Below are 14,586 nucleotides of genomic sequence, written 5' to 3' on the forward strand. Positions count from 1 at the left end.
AGAGAGTTAAGAAAATTCCTCAATTCAGAAGTCAAAACTCATAACTATTCACTAACTACTACTCACCAACCACTCATCAGTCGCTTTGCTCAAAACTGATAGCTATTTTTAGAATCCCACGGATATTTCAGTCAAGTGGGCTATTTTATGATAAAACCCTTATGTCACAATTGTTAACAGTTTGGTCACAATAGAAAAGAATTATATAGGCGTCAGTGATGGAAGCAATCTATCAGTATGCCTGGCTCGTTCCGGTGTTACCTTTGGTCGGGGCAATGCTGGTCGGTCTTGGGTTAATCTCGTTCAATCAGGTGACGAACCGCGCGCGGCAATTAAATGCGGTGTTTGTCGTCTCCTTGCTAGGTGCCGCAATGTTTCTATCAGTGGCATTGCTTGTCAGTCAATTTCAAGGACACGCGCCTTATATCCGCACGTTAGAATGGGCAGCCGCAGGAAACTTTCACCTGACAATGGGCTATACCATTGACCACCTCACAGCCCTGATGTTGGTGATTGTCACCACAGTGGCTTTTTTGGTGATGGTATACACCGACGGCTACATGGCTCACGATCCAGGATATGTACGCTTTTACGCATATCTGAGTCTATTTAGCTCATCGATGTTGGGCTTAGTTGTTAGCCCAAACATTGTGCAGATTTACATTTTTTGGGAACTGGTAGGTATGTGTTCGTACCTACTTGTAGGCTTTTGGTACGATCGCCAAGCAGCAGCAGATGCGTGTCAGAAAGCATTTGTCACTAACCGCGTCGGTGACTTTGGTTTATTACTGGGCATTTTAGGGCTGTACTGGGCAACTGGTAGCTTTGAATTTGAGGCAATCGGCGATCGCCTGCAAATACTAGTAGAAACAGGTTCACTGAGTGGTCTGCTTGCCGGATTATTCGCAATTTTGGTTTTCTTAGGTCCTGTTGCTAAATCGGCTCAATTTCCACTGCACGTCTGGCTGCCGGATGCAATGGAAGGTCCAACTCCAATCTCGGCACTAATCCACGCAGCGACAATGGTTGCAGCTGGAGTATTTTTAATTGCGCGGATGTACCCAGTTTTTGAAGGGATACCCGCAGCAATGAATGTCATTGCTTTTACAGGTGCCTTTACTGCGTTTTTAGGGGCAACGATCGCCATTACGCAAAACGACATTAAAAAAGGCTTAGCCTACTCCACGATTTCCCAATTGGGATATATGGTGATGGCAATGGGTGTTGGTGCATACAGCGCAGGGTTATTCCACCTCATGACTCACGCCTATTTCAAAGCAATGCTGTTTCTTGGTTCAGGTTCTGTCATTCACGGCATGGAAGCTGTTGTTGGACACGATCCAGCCTTGGCACAAGATATGCGGATGATGGGAGGACTGCGGAAATTCATGCCAATTACCGCAATTACCTTTTTGATTGGTACGTTAGCCATCAGTGGTATTCCACCATTTGCCGGTTTTTGGTCTAAAGATGAAATCCTAGGTTCTGCCTTTGCGGCAAATCCTTTTCTATGGTTTGTCGGTTGGGCAACTGCTGGAATTACAGCTTTCTATATGTTTCGGATGTATTTTTCCACATTTGAAGGCAAATTCCGTGGTAATCAATCTGAAATTCGCCAAAAGCTGAAATCTGCCGCAGCTAATACATTAATGAGTCCTTCTCCCCTTGCGCCTAACTTTGGTCCTGGGGCTATGGATACCAGAGAACTAGCAGCTTTATCTGACGATTCTCACGGTCATGGACATAGCGAACATCCCCATGAATCACCGCGGACAATGACGCTACCACTGATTGCCCTGGCAATTCCTTCTATCCTGATTGGTTTAGTGGGAACGCCTTATGCTAACTACTTTGAGGAGTTTATCTATCCTCCGAGTGAAACCCTAGCAGAAGTGATGGAAAAAGTTGCCGAGTTCGATCAAACAGAATTTTTCATCATGGCAGGCAGTTCGGTAGGTATTTCCTTGATTGGAATTACCCTAGCGTCCTTAATGTACTTGTTCGGTAAGATCGATCCAGCAGCGATCGCTTCTTCAATCAAACCACTTTATGAACTTTCTCTCAACAAGTGGTACTTTGATGACATTTACCACCGTTTCTTTGTGTTAGGTAGTCGCCGCTTAGCGCGACAAGTCATGGAAGTTGACTACCGTGTTGTAGATGGTGCAGTTAACTTAACAGGCTTCTTCACACTCATTAGCGGTGAAGGATTGAAATACCTAGAAAATGGTCGCGCTCAATTCTATGCCCTGATTGTATTTGGGGCTGTGTTAGGCTTGGTGATTGTTTTTGGTGTGACGTAATGAGGAGTGAGGGGTGAGGGGCGAGGGGCGAGTAAAGAGTTAAAACCCTAAGTTCCCTACTTCCTACTCCCTACTCCCTACTCCCTAGTTAACTATGAATACCGCTAATTTTCCCTGGCTGACGACGATAATTTTGTTGCCGATCGCCGCGTCACTTTTGATTCCCTTTCTACCAGATAAAGATGGTAAAACAGTACGCTGGTACTCCCTAGTCGTGGGATTGATCGATTTTGCACTGATTGTTTGGACGTTTTATTCTCAGTATGATTTTACTAATCCCAATTTACAGCTAGTGGAAAGTTACCCCTGGGTGCCGCAGCTAGATTTAAATTGGTCTGTAGGCGTAGACGGCTTGTCAATGCCTTTAGTCATTCTAACTGGGTTTATTACAACGCTCGCAATGCTAGCGGCTTGGCCTGTTACTCTCAAGCCGCGCTTGTTTTACTTTTTGATGCTGGCAATGTACGGCGGTCAGATTGCAGTATTTGCTGTTCAGGACTTGCTGCTGTTTTTCCTGGTATGGGAACTCGAACTTATTCCCGTATATCTGTTGCTGGCAATTTGGGGCGGTAAAAAGCGGCAGTACGCAGCCACAAAATTCATTTTGTACACGGCGGGTGGTTCGCTGTTTATTTTGGTTGCTGCCCTGACAATGGCATTCTATGGCAATACTGTGACGTTTGATATGCGGGCGATCGCTGCCAAAGACTATGCCTTGAATTTTCAGTTATGGGTGTATGCAGCTTTCTTGATTGCCTACGCGGTAAAACTCCCCATTTTTCCACTACACACCTGGCTACCAGATGCCCACGGTGAAGCGACCGCCCCAGTACATATGTTACTGGCAGGAATTCTTCTGAAAATGGGCGGCTATGCTTTAATTCGGATGAATGCCGGAATGCTACCCGATGCTCATGCTTATTTTGCTCCAGTGTTGGTTATTCTGGGAGTTGTCAACATTATCTACGCTGCACTGACATCATTTGCCCAGCGTAACCTCAAGCGAAAAATTGCTTACTCTTCGATTTCCCACATGGGGTTTGTTGTTATTGGTATTGCCTCATTCACTGACTTGGGCTTGAATGGTGCAATCTTACAAATGATCTCTCACGGCATGATTGGTGCAAGTCTATTCTTCCTAGTTGGAGCAACCTACGATCGCACTCACACTCTGATGTTAGATGAGATGGGTGGTGTTGGACAGAAAATGCGGAAGATGTTCGCTATGTGGACAACTTGTGCAATGGCTTCCTTGGCTTTACCTGGAATGAGTGGTTTTGTTGCAGAGTTGATGGTATTCGTCGGCTTTGCTAATAGCGATGCCTACAGCCCGACGTTTAAAATCATCATCGTCTTTCTGATGGCAGTTGGTGTAATTTTAACGCCAATTTACTTACTATCAATGCTCCGCGAGATCTTCTACGGACCTGAAAATAAGGAATTGGTTTCTCATGAAGCCTTGATTGATGCAGAACCACGAGAAGTGTTTATCATTGCTTGTTTGTTAGTGCCAATTATTGGAATTGGTTTATATCCTAAGATCCTGACTCAAGTCTACGACGCTACAACAATTCAGTTAACTGAAAGGTTGCGTGATTCTGTGCCTACTCTTGTTTCTCAAGAAGTGCCTACTTTGTCATTCCGTGCACCAGCTATTAGTAATAAGTAACAAACAAGGTTTCAAAAACTAAAATACGATTGCTCAGGCAGGTTGTCAAAACCTGTCTTTTTTGTAGACCTCCTGTATGAATCATAGATACCCTTCAACTGAAGTCAGGGCTACTCAAGCATAGTTTTAAGTTTTGAATTTTAAATTTTCTTAACTCATAACTCAACACTCTAAATTGGTGGACTTTAGTTTATTTGGTAGTAAATTCATTCGCACTCGCATTTTAATGACTAATCGCTCTTCTGCTGTCATTTTTAACAAGTATCAGCAATTTCTCTGAACCAGAAGAAATTTATCTCCTAGTTTTCTCGGATTACAGCCAGCCTATCTACAGAATACGATTGAGCGGATGATATCAATTTTTTAAGATATTTGTTCACCTTGCTTCAAAGCAGCATAAGGCATAATCAGAGGTAACACAATGCTTGTAGGTAGAGATAAACAGTCGCTAGATGAGCAACATATACTAGCAGTACAAGATAGTTTAACTCACCCACCTCATATTTATCCCGATGACTCTCACTTGCTAGACTCTATACATAAAAACAATTACGTTGGCAAGCAAACACTAGAAGAACGCATTCTTGAACTTGAACAAGCTAATCAGCAATTAAAAATAGAAAACATAGATTTACGGCGTGCAGAAGAAGAAGTCCTTTTTTTACAAAGGATGACACAAGCAATTAGTGAAGCTACAGACTTTCATTCAGCACTAGGAATTGCTTTACAAAAGGTGTGCGACTTCACAGGTTGGAAATTTGGTGAGGCGTGGATTCCTAAAACAAATTCTCATGTCTTAGAGTACAGTCCTGCTTGGTATGGTGTTAGCCCAGAATTAGAAAAATTTAGAACATTAAGTCAAACATTTACTTTTTCATTAGGAGTCGGTATTCCAGGACGTGTTTGGGAATCAAAGCATCCAGAGTGGATTCAGGATGTTTCTAATGTATCTGAAACAGTTTGTCAACGTTGTCAACTTGTTAGAGAAGTTGGATTCAAGGCGGGAGTAGGTATTCCAATTATTAACCGCAATGAAGTGTTAGCGATCCTCATCTTTTTCATGTTTGAGGCTTATGAGGAGGATCAACGACTTGTTGAAATCATCTCAACAGTAGCTATTCAATTAGGCTCTTTGATTCAACGCAAACAAGCAGAAGAAGCTTTACGTTCTAGTGTGGCAACAAACCGAGCCTTAATCAATGCCTTACCAGATCTACTACTGCGGATCAACAAGGAAGGATACTTTGTTAACTTTAAAGCAGCAAAAAATGAAAGTTTAGTTATACCTGACAATAATTTTGTTGGCAAGCATTTATGTGAAGTGCTTTCTTCAGAAATTGCTTTGCCCGCAATGACGTGTATCGAAAAAGCTTTAGCAACAGGAGAACTTCAAGTTTTTGAATCACAAACATTTGTAGATAATCTTTTGCGGTACTACGAATTTAGAATCGTAGTTAGTGCAGAAAATGAAGTGATGGTGATTGTTCGTGATATTACTGAAACTAAGCTATTTTTAGATTTATTACAGCAACAAGAACGCCAGCTAAAAGCAATTTTAAATAATATTCCTGGTAGTGCTTGGCTTAAAGATAACGAAAGTAGATATATTGCTGTTAATGAACCCTTGCTGAAGTTATTTAATAAAAAATTAGAAGAGGTTGTCGGTAAGACAGATTACGACTTATTTCCCCCTGATTTGGCTCAAAAATGTATTGATGACGATCGCGAAGTTTTAGCGACTGGCAAAAGAAAATATTTTGAAGAATTTTCAGTTAATCCAGATGGTAGTGAGATTTGGTTTGAAACTATCAAAACACCAATTCATAACGAAAATAACGAAATTATTGGCACAACCGGAATTGCTTACGATATTACAGAACGTAAAAGAATCGAGCGCGACACATTCAATGCTTTGAAAAAAGAGAGAGAACTAAGTGAACTCAAATCACGCTTTGTCACTATGACGTCTCATGAATTTCGTACTCCATTAGCAACAATTCTCTCTTCAGCAGAATTATTAGAATATTATAGTCATAAATGGAGTGAGGATAAAAAGCTTAGTCATATTCATAAAATTCAGTCTGCTGTTAACCACATGACTAGTTTGTTGAATGATGTTTTATTAATTGGCAAAGCTGAAGCAGGTAAATTAGAGTTTAATCCACAGCCATTAGATATAATTCAGTTTTGCTCCAGCTTAGTAGAAGAATTGCAAATTAGTACTACAGAACATCAGATTATTTTTCAAGCTCAATATCAAAACTTAATAGTTTGCTTGGATGAAAAGTTATTAAGGCACATCTTAACAAATTTATTGTCAAATGCTATTAAATATTCGCCGCAAGGTTGTCTTGTTCATTTTGACTTGATTTGTCAAAAAGATGAGCTAGTTTTTGTTATTCAAGATGAAGGTATTGGAATTCCTAAGCTAGACCAAGAGCAACTATTTAACTCTTTTCATCGAGCTAGTAATGTAGGTGTCATTTCGGGTACTGGTCTAGGTTTAGCAATTGTGAAAAAGTCTGTTGATTTACATGGAGGTCAAATTACTGTTGACAGTGAAGTAAATAGAGGAACAACCTTTACGGTAACACTACCATTAAATCCTTAGGAATTAAGTTAAATGAAAAAGATTTTAGTTATTGAAGATGAGCCAGATGTTAGAGCTAATATCATTGAGTTGCTCGAAGCAGAAGATTTTCATGTTGTTGGTGCAGAAAATGGTTTTTTTGGTGCAATGTGGGCACAGGAATATTTACCTGACTTAATTATTTGTGATGTAAGAATGCCAGAACTTAATGGATATGATGTTCTTACAGCATTACGCCAAGATTCTGTAACAGCTACAATTCCCTTCATTTTTCTAACAGCAAATGCCGATCGCGCTGATATGCGGCGGGGAATGGATTTAGGAGCAGATGATTATTTAACCAAGCCCTTTACTCGGACAGAATTATTAAATACGATCGCTTCGCGATTTGCCAAGCAGGAAATTGTGATGCAGCAGTATCATAACGAACGCCAACGGGCTGATTCTTTGAAACAAAAAGTTCAAGAATTAGAAAAGTATGCTAATTCTAAAACCAATATTGTTCCAAAACTTAATATGGCAATGTCTCTAGTCAAAAACTTACCTCCAGGTTCTCAACGCGATCGCTGTTTACAAATTCTGCGTCAAGTCTGTGAAGAAGAAATTAGCATCCTCAACAATACTCCTTCTTTGCAAAAACTTATGTCTCCTGAGAATATCGATTTTCTACGCCAATTTAATTTGGTTTCTAATATCAAATTCGGTTGATTAGTGATGATAAAAATGAGATTAAAAGTGGCTATTGATTAGTTAATTACTAGCAAAAGTGTCATTTTACTGCTAGTCTGATTGGTTAACTGGAGATGATATAATTAGTAGAAACTTGGGATTTTAACATAATAAAGCTTAGGAGTTCCGCTTCAGGTTATTGGCACTACGTCTTCTTAAGATCTAGTGCCTTTTTGTATTTCTAATTACTCAGCTTAAACAAGACTTAGATGCGATCGCCAAAGCCTTTTTGGTTAATGACTAGTAACTAACCACTAGCTACTAGTCACTTCCAGTTTTTAGAACTACCTAAATTTGCTCTACTGTCCCTTTTAAACCACGACTATTGAGTAATTGTAAAACTTCGTTAGCATTTGCGCGATCGCCAAAGGCTCCTACCTGCATAAAAACCTTACCATTCGCAAACGTCCGAAAAGCTCCAGGAACAAGCGATCGTACCAAGTCTTGCTTACTCTTATTTTCAGCTTCTACAATCACTCGATAACGCAAACCTAAAGCTGATTCGCGAGTGGGTGGAAGTGGTGGAGTACCAAGCGCAGGCGCTGTTCTTGGTAATGTTATCTTTGGTAAATTACGCGGGTTTCCTATCGGAATGTTGCCACTAGGAACAGGAAGTAAATCTGCTTCGGTAATTTGTGCAGACTGCAACACTGGGACGCTTATAGTACCAGGATTAGGATTTGCTGGTGGCGGGAGGATAGTTGCAGAAGTTGTCGGTGGCGGTACAGTAATGGCGATCGCAGTATCCGAACCTGACGCTGGAGGTAACTGTGGAGGATTGGCGCGATTGTTTATATTCGCTGGGGGTACAGGAATCGCGATTGAGTTTGTAGGAGTTGTTGTAACTACTGGTGCAATTGTTGTCGCAGTTGTATTCGGTTGTACTACTCGCGGTGGCGTCTGAGGGATTGCCACTAAATCGACCTTACCTGATAAATCAAGATTACCAATTGTACGAGCGTTAGCAGCTAAAGTATTACCGAACGCTGGAATTGTCTGACGCGCCGCCTTGCTATTAATATCGTAACCGCCATTTTGGCGAAATATGTTGCCTCCTGGTTGCGTAGCAGTGCCTAAATCAGGTTGACTAGAAGCGATCGCTACAACACCATCTTCAATGTTGCTCTCAATTGTATTATTTCTGAGGATTGGTTGAGCTTGAGCTTGTACCACTACTCCCGCACGATTTTGTGTAATGCGATTACCAACTAATAATGGCGCGGCTTTCTGTGAAATATTGATACCAAACCCAGTTTTTTCAAAGATATTCTCGCGGATTTCCGGTCGAGAGATGCCATAGATAGTAATACCGTTTGCCCCATTTTGATGAAAGTAATTGTTGCGAATGAGGGGTGTACTATTACCCGTTACCGAAATACCGTCATGGGTACTACTAGTAAATGTATTATTGATAATCGTGGGATGACTCGACTCGATCCACAAACCATAACCCCGTGGATGAGAATTAGTGATTGTGACACCTGTCAGCGTAGCTTGGTTTGCTCCTAGAATCGTCACATTTTGCCGTGCAAAAGTAGGGCTGAGGAAAACACCGCCACCTTGGATAATAATATTACTGCCACGAGTTTGCGGATCGCCTTGAATTGATACGCCTGATTTAAGCTGAAGTGGAAAAGTTTCTCCAGTTTCGGCGCTGTATTTACCGCTTGCTAGCATAATAACGCTGTTCGGCAAAGCTACCTTTAGTGCTTGAGTAATTGTTTTAAATGGGGCGCGATCGCTACCATCGGCTTGAGCAGTATTTTCTATATTAGGGTTGACATATATCACTTTCGCTGGAGATGTCTGATTAGGACGCGATGCCAAGTGTAATAGTGGCAATTCTGACGATAAACCAATATCACTGGCAACAAGTAAAGTGATACTTGCTAAACCAACCGCGATTGTATTGGAACTTAAGTAAGAAATATTAGCTATGCTCAAAATAAGTCTATTTACATTGCTACAGGGAGCAAATTCAAGATAGGTATCAAGGCGGGTTAAATTCACGGCACTCCTCCGCATCACTTTGGGAATATCAAAGTCAAGGGTGATGACAACGGCGACTTCGACGTTAATCTATGCTGCTTCTTATACAGCCGATGTCGCAGAAAATCAATGGCATTAAACACTTCTTTTTGCAATAAAGTTAAATCACACTCAAATTGCTGAAATATGAATGCTGGCTGGTACGATGAAAACAATAATGGGTTTGTTCCAATGGTCGAATTACATAACCAAAGAGGACAAGTGCAACCAGCCGTTTGCCGTATCTTGGACGCAAATTTAGACCGCGCCCGTGAAGGATTGCGCATAATTGAAGAATGGTGTCGCTTTGGTTTGAATAATGCCCAGTTGAGTGGTGAATGCAAACAACTACGGCAAGAACTCGCAACTTGGCATAATCCAGAATTACGTGCAGCGCGAGATACACCTAGCGATCCTGGCACGCAACTGACACATCCACAAGAACAACAACGCACTGATTTAAAATCTTTGCTTCAAGCAAACTTTTGTCGTGTGGAAGAAGCTTTGCGAGTTTTAGAAGAATATGGCAAGCTTTATCATCCGCAGATGGGCAGTGCATTTAAGCACATGCGGTATCGTGTTTATATACTAGAAAGCCAGTTTCTCGGTTACGAACGTCATCAACAACTTTTGCGATCGCAGTTGTATCTTGTCACCTCTCCAGCAAACGACTTGTTGTCAGTTGTAGAAGCTGCCCTAGCCGGAGGACTGACTTTAGTACAATATCGAGACAAAAATACTAAAGATGGCGATCGCCTGGCACATGCTCAGCAATTATGTCAATTGTGTCACAAATATAGTGCGTTATTTCTGGTCAACGATCGCGTAGACCTTGCCTTAGCAGTGGAAGCTGATGGCGTCCATCTCGGACAGCAAGATTTGCCCATCAAAGTAGCGCGACAGCTATTAGGACCGCATAAAATCATCGGCTGCTCTACCACAAATGCAGAAGAAATGCAACGCGCAATTCAAGGCGGTGCTGATTATATTGGTGTAGGTCCTGTTTACGAAACACCAACCAAAGCAGATAAGCCAGCCGCAGGATTAGAGTATGTACGCTACGCAGCCCAGCATAGCCCCGTTCCTTGGTTCGCCATTGGTGGAATTGACGTAAACAATATTAATGATGTCATCTCCGCCGGTGCTGAACGCGTGGCAGTCGTGAGAGCGATCGTGGAAGCTGAACAACCCACCTTGGTTACTCAATATTTCATATCTCAACTTACTCGTGTCCATATTCGCAACAATAAACCAGAATTGAGTCAGTCGTATGTCTGATCGCATCACATTGGAAGTCAACGGCGAAACGCGTACCTGTGCGGCTGATTCTCAACTTCCAGACGTCCTGCACCAACTAGGCTATAACCCTCGCTTAGTTGCAGTAGAGTACAATGGTGAAATTCTCCACCGTCAGTATTGGTCAGAAACTCAAGTTAAAGGAGGCGATCGCCTAGAAGTCGTCACAATTGTGGGTGGTGGTTAAACGAGTGACTAGTGGGAGTGTGGGAGCATTGTAGTGTGGGAGTGTGGGAGAGATTTAATTATTATTGTTTTTTACTACTCTACTACCCGCCTACCCCCTGTCCCTCTATAAGGTACGGTATTCATATCCGGTAATCCACCCTCAGGTTGCTGCTAGAGGCATAAAAGAAGCGATACATTAAGGGAGTAGCTTGTGTAGATAAATTTAGCAAAGAAAGAATACATTGCTCTACTTTGCAGATTATGTCTCAGGCTATCGGCTGGTGTTATGAATAAACATAAAATATCTTCATAGGATATAGCAAAGCCGATATTGTCTTTTAGGCACATACTATGCTCAAGAAACTGCTTTCAGCCATGAAACCGCTTGTAAAACCCCTTTTTCTCTTTGGGCTTGTTGCAGCCTTAGCGTTGGGTCACTCTGATGCAGCCTTGGCAGCACGAAGTGGAGGTCGCATCGGCGGCGGTTCATTCAATCGACCAGCCCCCAGCCGTCCTTATACTCCCCCTGGTGGAGGTGGTGGAGGATATTATGCTCCTTATCCAGGAGGCGGATTTGGTTTTCCCTTCTTACTTCCTTTCTTTGGAATCGGCGGCTTCGGCAGTATATTTTCAATCTTGATATTTTTTGCGATCGCCAACTTCCTGCTGCAATCGTTCCGTCGTGCTAGTAGTGGTGGCGAGTCAGGATATGATACTGGATACAACAGCAATCCTAATGTCTCGATTGCCGAGTTACAAGTAGGCTTGTTAGCGCAAGCACGCGGGTTGCAAGAAGATCTCAACCGCATTGCAGAAACTGCTGATACAAATTCCCCCGCAGGTCGCGCAGCAGTATTACAAGAAGCAAGCCTAGCATTACTACGCCATCCCGAATATTGGGCGTACGCTGGTAGTAGAAATGGTCAAGCACGGTTAAATGCAGCTGAGGCTGAATTTAATCGCCTATCTCTTGCTGAACGTAGCAAGTTTAGCGAAGAAACACTTTCTAACGTCAACAATCAGCTTAGAGGTACAGATTCCAGAGGAGTTTTACCAGGTGCTGATCAAGATAACCCCACTCGTCTAATGACCGAAGGTCCTGGAGAATATATTGTTGTTACGCTACTAGCAGCAACCTTAGGTAACTTTCAAATGCCGCAAATTAATAGTGCAGAGGATCTGCGTCAAGCATTACGAGTTCTTGGTGCTGTTCCTAGCGATCGCTTGTTGGCAATTGAAGTTTTGTGGACTCCCCAAGCAGCAGGTGATACCTTAAGCTCGGACGACCTATTAGCAAAATATGCCGACTTGAAAATGGTTTAGATTGTGTAGCAACAATCCTTTAATAGATAGATCTATAAGGGGACTAATAATTAGTCCCCTTTTTATTGGTATTTAGAGACTTGACATGACTTCTTCAGCCGCAGCCAACGTCTTGTTGACATCCTCTTCAGTATGGGCAACAGAAGTAAATCCTGCCTCAAATTGAGATGGTGCTAAATAAATACCATGTTCGAGCATTCCTCGGTGAAAACGGCTGAACTTATCTAGATCTGAGTGTTTTGCGTCTTCGTAATTGTGGACAGGTCCAGCAGTAAAGAACAAGCCAAACATCCCACTAATTTGACCGCCACAGGCTGCATGACCTGTTTTTTTGGCAATTTCTAGTAACCCGTCACTCAGTTTTTTGGTGATTTGATCTAAGTACTGATATGTCCCTGGTTTTTGCAAGAGTTCGAGGGTTTTAATGCCTGCTGTCATCGCCAGGGGATTGCCTGATAGCGTTCCAGCTTGATATACAGGTCCTGCGGGTGCAATCATTGACATAATCTCTCGACGACCGCCGTAGGCTCCTACAGGTAAACCACCACCGATAATTTTACCTAAAGTCGTCAAGTCAGGAGTCACATTAAATCTTTCTTGGGCGCCACCATAGGCGATCCGAAAGCCAGTCATAACTTCATCAAATACAAGTAATGCGCCGTACTCTTGAGTTAGTTCGCGTAAACCCTCCAGAAAACCTGCATCTGGGGTAATAAAACCAGCATTGCCGACAACAGGCTCTAAAATAATACCAGCAATTTCATCAGGGTTTTCGGCAAATAAGGCTTTGACAGCTTCTAGGTCATTGTAAGGAGCTGTTAAAGTATTGCTAGTCGTTGATTTAGGCACTCCTGGAGAATCAGGTAAACCTAAGGTAGCAACCCCTGACCCAGCTTTGACCAGAAACATATCAGCATGACCGTGATAACAGCCTTCAAACTTGATAACTTTGTCACGTCCGGTAAAAGCCCGCATTAACCGCAGCACTGCCATACAAGCTTCAGTGCCAGAGTTAACAAATCTTACCATCTCAATGCTGGGAACCGCATCAATGACCATTTCGGCAAGTACATTTTCTAACGCACAGGGCGCTCCGAAACTTGTGCCTTTTTCTAGTACCTCATGTAACGCTGCTAACACATCTGGATGGGCATGACCGCAGATGGCAGGTCCCCAAGTGCCTACATAATCGATATACTGGTTGCCATCAACATCCCAAATGTAAGCTCCTTTAACCCGTTCAAATACTATCGGCTGCCCTCCGACAGATTTAAAGGCTCGAACTGGTGAACTGACACCCCCAGGCATTAAGTTCTGTGCTGCTGCAAAAATTTCTTCTGATTTGGTTGTTTTAATCGTGGTCTTAACCAAGATTCTCTCCTTAGTGAGATGTCTAAACGTCTATCTTTGGACGGTGGTACGTGTTATTTGAAAGTCCTATGTTATCAAGTATTCCCATCCGGAATATCGGAAAATAAAATTATGTTATATCAAACAAATCAAGACTTACCTTTAGAAATCCGTACGGGTTTTTCTGAAACTACTCAGGACTTATATCGCGCTGCATATAACTGTGCAATTCATTGGTATGGTGATACTGCAAAAGCCCATAAGGTTGCTTTAAGTGCTGTGAGAATGCACTCTGCTAGAACTATGAGCGTACTTGTTTAAGCTTCTTCTTCTGGCTAAGCTATTTGCTTTAGCCAAAGCAATTAATGATTCAACTTCGTTACCCACCTGTCCCATACATTAAATGATATCTTGAACGGGTAGATATTGCCTGTACAAGATAGTTTTTATGTCTGTTGATAAAGAAATATTAAATGAAGCTATACCTGTAGAAAAAATTCACTACGATCGCCGAGGATTAGTGCCTGCAATTGTCCAAGATTATTTGGATGGCACTGTATTGATGATGGCTTGGATGAATCGCGAGTCGCTACAAAAAACGATGGAAACCGGAGAAACCTGGTTTTGGAGTCGTTCTCGTGCTCAACTGTGGCACAAAGGAGCAACTTCAGGTCATATTCAAAAAGTGCGATCGCTGCGTTATGACTGTGATAGCGATGCCTTGCTCGTTAGCGTTGAACAAATCGGCGATGTTGCTTGTCACACTGGAGAACGCAGTTGTTTCCACCGTATCGATGGGCAGGTTGTGGCTCCTCCTGCAGATACTTTGTCGCAGCTTTTTGCTGTAATTTGCGATCGCCGCGATTATCCCACGGAAGATTCTTATACTTGTAAGCTTTTAGCTAACGGAGATAACAAGATCTTGAAAAAGCTAGGTGAGGAAACCGCTGAAGTTGTCATGGCTTGTAAAGATGATGAACCAGATGCGATTGCGGCTGAAGTCGCTGATTTGTTTTATCACACACTTGTGGCTTTAGCGCATCACAAAGTTGAACTAAAAGACGTTTATCGCAAGCTACAAGAACGCCGCCGTTAATTTTAGCTTTAGTTAAGAAGTCAAGGTAAATTGT

General features: G+C 42.3%; 11 protein-coding genes. 9 read left to right on the forward strand and 2 right to left on the reverse strand.

Annotated features, from left to right (window positions below):
- Window positions 1–218 precede the first annotated feature (218 nt).
- From IQ230_RS03755 to IQ230_RS03770, 4 genes are all read left to right on the forward strand, one after another.
- Window positions 219–2,303: an NAD(P)H-quinone oxidoreductase subunit 5 gene (locus IQ230_RS03755; protein WP_193930744.1), complete on the forward strand. Its 2,085-nt coding sequence runs from the start codon at window positions 219–221 to the stop codon at window positions 2,301–2,303.
- Window positions 2,304–2,397: 94 nt separating this feature from the next.
- On the forward strand, window positions 2,398–3,972 hold the full coding sequence (gene ndhD1, locus IQ230_RS03760) for a photosynthetic/respiratory NAD(P)H-quinone oxidoreductase subunit D1 (RefSeq protein ID WP_193930745.1): 1,575 nt from the start codon (window positions 2,398–2,400) through the stop codon (window positions 3,970–3,972).
- Between the two features lie 421 nt (window positions 3,973–4,393).
- Complete coding sequence (locus IQ230_RS03765) at window positions 4,394–6,583, forward strand: ATP-binding protein (protein WP_193930746.1); 2,190 nt, start codon at window positions 4,394–4,396, stop codon at window positions 6,581–6,583.
- A gap of 12 nt (window positions 6,584–6,595) precedes the next feature.
- Window positions 6,596–7,270 (forward strand): response regulator transcription factor, encoded by a 675-nt coding sequence (locus tag IQ230_RS03770; protein WP_193930747.1) that lies wholly within the window; start codon window positions 6,596–6,598, stop codon window positions 7,268–7,270.
- Between the two features lie 309 nt (window positions 7,271–7,579).
- Here the strand turns inward: IQ230_RS03770 and IQ230_RS03775 are convergent, their stop codons facing one another.
- On the reverse strand, window positions 7,580–9,301 hold the full coding sequence (locus tag IQ230_RS03775) for a DUF1565 domain-containing protein (protein ID WP_193930748.1): 1,722 nt from the start codon (window positions 9,299–9,301) through the stop codon (window positions 7,580–7,582).
- A 210-nt stretch (window positions 9,302–9,511) separates the two neighbouring features.
- Here IQ230_RS03775 and IQ230_RS03780 point away from each other — a divergent pair, with 210 nt between their 5' ends.
- The 3 genes from IQ230_RS03780 (at window position 9,512) to IQ230_RS03790 (ending at window position 12,106) form a co-directional block, all read left to right on the forward strand.
- Window positions 9,512–10,597, forward strand: coding sequence for a thiamine phosphate synthase (locus IQ230_RS03780; protein ID WP_228054564.1), 1,086 nt, complete (start codon window positions 9,512–9,514; stop codon window positions 10,595–10,597).
- Window positions 10,590–10,802, forward strand: coding sequence for a sulfur carrier protein ThiS (gene thiS, locus IQ230_RS03785; protein ID WP_193930750.1), 213 nt, complete (start codon window positions 10,590–10,592; stop codon window positions 10,800–10,802). The genes IQ230_RS03780 and thiS overlap by 8 nt, the downstream gene beginning before the upstream one ends.
- Window positions 10,803–11,134: 332 nt before the next feature.
- Window positions 11,135–12,106 carry a DUF1517 domain-containing protein gene (locus IQ230_RS03790; RefSeq protein WP_193930751.1) on the forward strand — a complete coding sequence of 324 codons (972 nt, stop codon included), beginning with the start codon at window positions 11,135–11,137 and terminating at the stop codon, window positions 12,104–12,106.
- Between the two features lie 72 nt (window positions 12,107–12,178).
- Here the strand turns inward: IQ230_RS03790 and hemL are convergent, their stop codons facing one another.
- Window positions 12,179–13,477, reverse strand: a complete 1,299-nt coding sequence (hemL, locus tag IQ230_RS03795) for a glutamate-1-semialdehyde 2,1-aminomutase (protein WP_193930752.1) — start codon at window positions 13,475–13,477, stop codon at window positions 12,179–12,181.
- Window positions 13,478–13,588: 111 nt separating this feature from the next.
- On the opposite strand from hemL, the gene IQ230_RS03800 reads away from it, so the two are divergent.
- Window positions 13,589–13,777: a ChaB family protein gene (locus tag IQ230_RS03800; protein WP_193930753.1), complete on the forward strand. Its 189-nt coding sequence runs from the start codon at window positions 13,589–13,591 to the stop codon at window positions 13,775–13,777.
- Window positions 13,778–13,904: 127 nt separating this feature from the next.
- Window positions 13,905–14,552 (forward strand): bifunctional phosphoribosyl-AMP cyclohydrolase/phosphoribosyl-ATP diphosphatase HisIE, encoded by a 648-nt coding sequence (gene hisIE / locus IQ230_RS03805; protein ID WP_193930754.1) that lies wholly within the window; start codon window positions 13,905–13,907, stop codon window positions 14,550–14,552.
- Window positions 14,553–14,586 lie beyond the last annotated feature (34 nt).

It is taken from the genome of Gloeocapsopsis crepidinum LEGE 06123 (genome assembly GCF_015207655.1).
In the GTDB taxonomy this organism is placed as follows: Bacteria; Cyanobacteriota; Cyanobacteriia; order Cyanobacteriales; family Chroococcidiopsidaceae; genus Gloeocapsopsis; species Gloeocapsopsis crepidinum.